The organism is Armatimonas sp., from assembly GCF_031410135.1.
In the GTDB taxonomy this organism is placed as follows: Bacteria; Armatimonadota; Armatimonadia; order Armatimonadales; family Armatimonadaceae; genus Armatimonas.
Map to the genome: position 1 here is coordinate 1 of NZ_JANNYP010000861.1, position 4,471 is coordinate 4,471.

At 58.8% G+C, this 4,471-nt stretch carries 4 protein-coding genes; 3 read left to right on the top strand and 1 reads right to left on the bottom strand.

Annotated elements, in window-relative coordinates; translation table 11 throughout:
• Nucleotides 1–716: hypothetical protein (locus RMO15_RS30980; RefSeq protein WP_309722391.1), on the top strand; the 716-nt coding region annotated here is incomplete at its 5' end.
• Nucleotides 717–775: 59 nt separating this feature from the next.
• A complete protein-coding gene (locus RMO15_RS30985; RefSeq protein WP_309722397.1) occupies nt 776–2,851 on the top strand; it encodes an EAL domain-containing protein in 2,076 nt (691 codons plus the stop codon).
• A 6-nt stretch (nt 2,852–2,857) separates the two neighbouring features.
• Here the strand turns inward: RMO15_RS30985 and RMO15_RS30990 are convergent, their stop codons facing one another.
• The gene (locus tag RMO15_RS30990; RefSeq protein WP_309722400.1) at nt 2,858–3,682 is read right to left on the bottom strand and encodes a DUF697 domain-containing protein; all 825 of its coding nucleotides are present in this window, start codon (nt 3,680–3,682) and stop codon (nt 2,858–2,860) included.
• A gap of 49 nt (nt 3,683–3,731) precedes the next feature.
• Between RMO15_RS30990 and RMO15_RS30995 the strand changes: the two genes are divergently transcribed.
• A complete protein-coding gene (locus RMO15_RS30995; RefSeq protein ID WP_309722403.1) occupies nt 3,732–4,424 on the top strand; it encodes a DUF2071 domain-containing protein in 693 nt (230 codons plus the stop codon).
• The last annotated feature ends 47 nt before the right edge of the window (nt 4,425–4,471 follow it).

Consider the following 4,471-nt stretch of genomic DNA (forward strand, 5'->3'; position numbering starts at 1 on the left):
AGCAGGCCATCCGCGCCCTTGCCGAGGTAGCGCACGACAAGATCGCCGTGATGGGAGTGAGCACCGGAGGGCTCACGGCACGCCTCGCTCTAAGGGATAAAAATCTGCCCGTCCGTACGCTCCTCACCTTTGATACTCCGCACCGGGGAGCCCATCTTAATCTCCAGCTCCAGGCGCTGGTGCGGCGCTACGGCGGCCCGGCGATGGTTCGTCCCCTTGAGAGCCCTATCGCCTGCCTGATCTTGCGCGAGTATGCCACCCAGACGCGCTGGAAGAAGCATGGTCTCGCCGACTGGCCCGAGAGCGTTACCAGCCGCCCCTGGGCACCGCTCACGCTCCCCGAGTGGCCGCGCTGGTGTCGTACGGTTGCTCTGAGCAACGGTACGCGCCGAGGGAAAAACGCATCCCAGAAACTCCTCACCCTCTGGCAACCGTTCCGCCAAGATCATGTCTGGGCCCGCTCTCACGATCAGCAACCGGGCTCACTCCTCTCAGGGCTAGCAGGCTTCTCCACAGCGCTCCCACTAGGACTGGCGGGCGCAAAGATCGTAGACCTCCCGACCTTCATTCCCACCGACTCCGCACTCGATGCCGCACCAGGCGAGCCTACGCCTACCGATGCTTACTACTGCCTACCCGACAGCGCTCCTTCGTTGCTACACGATCAGCTCAGCGAGGATGCGGCTCATTTTCTCCTGAGGCAACTTCTACTATAAATAAACACGATCTAACTGCCATAATTACTTGAGTAATGACCCAAGAGATATCGGATTGGATGCTATGGCTCGCGGCAACTGCCCAGAAGACCCCGGATATCTCCTGCCTGCTCGACCCTCAAGGGCGAATGGTCTATCTCAACCAAGCAGCGGAAGCAATCTTTCTTGCCCCGGAAGGAATGGAGCTTTGCTGGCTGGCCGAGTTTGATCCCAGTGACTCACCGACAACGGCACTCAGTCACCTCGATATTCTCCAGAAAGCCAGCGAAGACCAGAGCTGGCGTGGCTTTCTAAAACACCGAATACCCGGTGCCGACTGGAAAAGCCTCGCCATCACAATAGTTCCGCTCGCCGCAGGTACAGGTGAGCTCGCACGCTTTCACCTCAGTGGTCACGATATCACCGCACTCAGCCTTCCTGCCCTGCCGAGTATCAATATCGAGACACCGCAGTTTGCTCTCATGATGGGCCTGCTAGAGGATGTGGTGAGCCTACACGATGACCATCTCAACACGCTCTACGCCACTCCCGCCGTCTCGCGCATCACCGGCCTATCCCCAAAACAAATTATCGGCAAGTCCGCTTTTATTCGGATTCACCCGGAAGATCGGCAGCGGGTACTCCACTCGCTACGCCATCTAAAACGCCAAGGCGAGGCCGTGGTGCGCTGGCGACACAGCAACCGTACAGGAGAGTGGTGCTGGCTTGAGACGCGTGTGCGCCTCCTAGAGTCAAGCTGGGCTCCGGCAACCTACCTGTGCGCCACACGCGATATTACGCAGCAGCTCGCCACGGAAGAGACGGTTCTCTGGCGCGCCCAACACGATATCCTCACTGAGCTTCCCAACCGCGAGTACTTCCTAAAACAAGTTCAGAGCGCTATTGACATGCTCCCGAGTGAGCACTTGTTGGCGACTCTCTTTATTGATTTGGATGGTTTCAAACGCATCAACGACTCGTTAGGTCATGAAACCGGAGATGCTCTTCTTCGTGTCGTCGCTCAGCGCCTCCGGGATACGCTACGAACTCACGACTCGGTCGGACGACTTGGTGGGGATGAGTTTACGATTCTCCTCAATCCCATTCACTCAATCGAAGAGGCCGAGGTTCTGGTGCGCCGTATCCTGCCTGCAGTAGCCCGCTCCGTGGTGATTGGCGGGCAGGAGCTTTTTGTGGGCGCGAGCATTGGCATTAGCCTCTACCCCGATGATGGCGCAGACCCTGAGACCTTGATTCAACACGCCGATGTCGCGATGTACCAAGCCAAGCGCACTGGCAATAGCTTCTGCTACTTCGACCGCTCCATGCACGATGCCACACAGGAGCGCTTGCGGCAGGAGCGCTGCCTACGACGTGCCCTAGACCAGGGTGAGTTTGAGATGCACTACCAGCCCCTCTGTGACCCACAAACGGGTGAGGTGGGTAGTTTAGAGGCCCTACTACGCTGGAAACGGCCCGCCGGGGAGCAGCCGATTAGCCCCGCACGCTTTATCGCGGTCGCGGAGGAGTGTGGTCTGATCGAGCCGCTGGGCTCCTGGACCCTTCAGACGGTCTGTGAGCAAGCCGCCGCCTGGCGAGCAGAGTGGGGAAGCTGCCCGATTGTTGCGGTGAATGTCTCGACCCTCCAGCTCACACAGCCCTGGTTCCTGCGCCGTGTTGAGAGCGTTCTTAGTAACACGGGGCTACCACCCGAGCGGCTAGAGATCGAGATCACGGAGTCGGCGCTACTGGGACAAGGCAATATCGCCCAAGAGACACTCGCAGGGCTCCATGCCCTAGGTATTCGTATCGCCGTGGATGACTTTGGCACCGGGTACTCGTCACTCTCTTATCTGCGCGACCTGCCATTAGACTGCTTGAAGATAGATGCAGCGTTTCTGGTAGACCTAGTGAATGGCCCTCAGACCCAGGCGATCATCCGTGCGATCATCGAGCTCTCGCACGCTCTGAGCCTGGAAGTGATTGCAGAGGGTGTTGAAGAGGCCCCGCAGCGACAGATCCTGGCGGAGCTGGGCTGTGACCGTATCCAGGGCTACCTGATCTCCCCTGCGGTGTCGGCCCTGGCCATCCCCGATCTTCTGCACCGCCTAAAAGACGAAGAGACGCACCCTGCGCCTCTTCGCCTCGTTGCCTAAGCGGCCTTAGATTCGGCTGAGAAGCTCGGCCTTTTTCTTGTCGTACTCCGCCTGCGAGATTGCGCCTTGCTTCAGCAACTCATGCATCGTGGCGAGTTTTTCCACCGCATCGGAGACACTGTCTTTACTCGACTCTGTTGCAGTCGCCGCAGAGGCTGCACTCGTCGCTGCCGCCTGCGCCGCGGCTTCAGTGGCCGCCGCGTTTTTTCCCCCAGGCAACTTAACCGTCTTGAGCTTGATGTGCAGCGTGTTGGTAAACGACTCTTTCAGCGCCTCAATCCCCGGATCACGCCCCTGACGACACGCCTTGAAGTAGTTCTTGAGCGAGTCGCCCGCCGCCCACGCCACCGCGGCGGTTAGCGGCGCTTGGATCGCCACCGAGACCAAGTAGCCCGCGCCGGGAATAAACTTGGCGATCTTACTGGCCGCGTAGGCCGCGCCATAAGTCGCCCCCAGAACTGCGCCCGTGGTCGAGGCGATCGCCCAGCCCATCTGACGTGCCCGCTTGGCGGAGACCAGCACCTGGTAGACGCCTGCAAGCTCGGTTGCCATCTTCGAGAACGTGGCGGTGACAACGGCCACATCAATGAGAGGCAACACCGTGGCAACCGCAGAGACGGTCGTGTAGGTTATAACGATGGCGTTGGCCTTGCGATCCAGCTCGTCCCAGTCGGGCTCCATGTAGCTCATATCTTCGTTCCTCATCGGGGGCCACGGAGTCGGCCCCTGTTTCTTGTCTTCTTCTTCGGTACCGAGGGCTTCCTTGACCTTTTTCTTGGCCTGGTCGCCCAGCAGTTTGGCAATGGAGAGAATGTTATCACTATCCGGCATATGGTTGTTATCCTACCCTCATAGACAGAGAAACGGTATGCTGGGTTGCATGTCTAAACTCGTAATGCGCCAAGAGTGGCACGCACTGCTCTTTTTACACTGGGAAATCTCCCCCGAATCGGTGCAGTCACGCCTGCCCGAGGGCCTCGTCGTCGATACTTTCGAGGACAAGACCTATCTTGGCCTAGTGCCTTTCACGATGCGCAACGTCCGCCCCGTCTGGGCACCCGCCATGCCCTGGCTCTCCCACTTCCATGAGACCAATGTTCGGGTCTATGTCAAAGATACTTCAGGCCGTGCGGGAGTGTATTTTTTCAGCCTGGAGGCCGCCAACCCCATCGCCGTCGAGCTGGCTCGTACTCTCTTCAAGCTCCCCTACCACTGGGCCAAGATGGAAATCTCCCCCGCCACCTCCTACAGCAGCAAGCGCCTCAGTCATCCACCACTTCCCGCACACTGCCATATTTCCTACTCCCTACAGCACGTCTTAGAGCAACGCACAGCAGCGCCGAATACTCTGGAGCACTTTCTCATCGAGCGCTACACGCTTTTTAGCGTCTCCGGCAAGCAGCTCTTTGCAGGGCGCGTCGCCCACCCACCCTATCAATTTCAAAAAGCAATACTTCATAGTATTGACCAGAGCCTCACCCACGCTGCCGGGTTCCCTCTCGACACGCCGCCCCTACTGGCACACTACTCAGGCGGCGTGAAGGTGGATGTCTTCGGACTAGAGCCTGTCTAAACCCTGAGTAAGCCCCTAAGAACGAGTCTCTGGGCTTAAGAGGGCGA

Bases quoted from the DNA above. Each gene is read 5' to 3' on its own strand.
- RMO15_RS30985 (WP_309722397.1), top strand. From the start codon at position 776: ATGCTATGGCTCGCGGCAACTGCCCAGAAGACCCCGGATATCTCCTGC.
- RMO15_RS30990 (WP_309722400.1), bottom strand. From the start codon at position 3,682: ATGCCGGATAGTGATAACATTCTCTCCATTGCCAAACTGCTGGGCGAC.
- RMO15_RS30995 (WP_309722403.1), top strand. From the start codon at position 3,732: ATGTCTAAACTCGTAATGCGCCAAGAGTGGCACGCACTGCTCTTTTTA.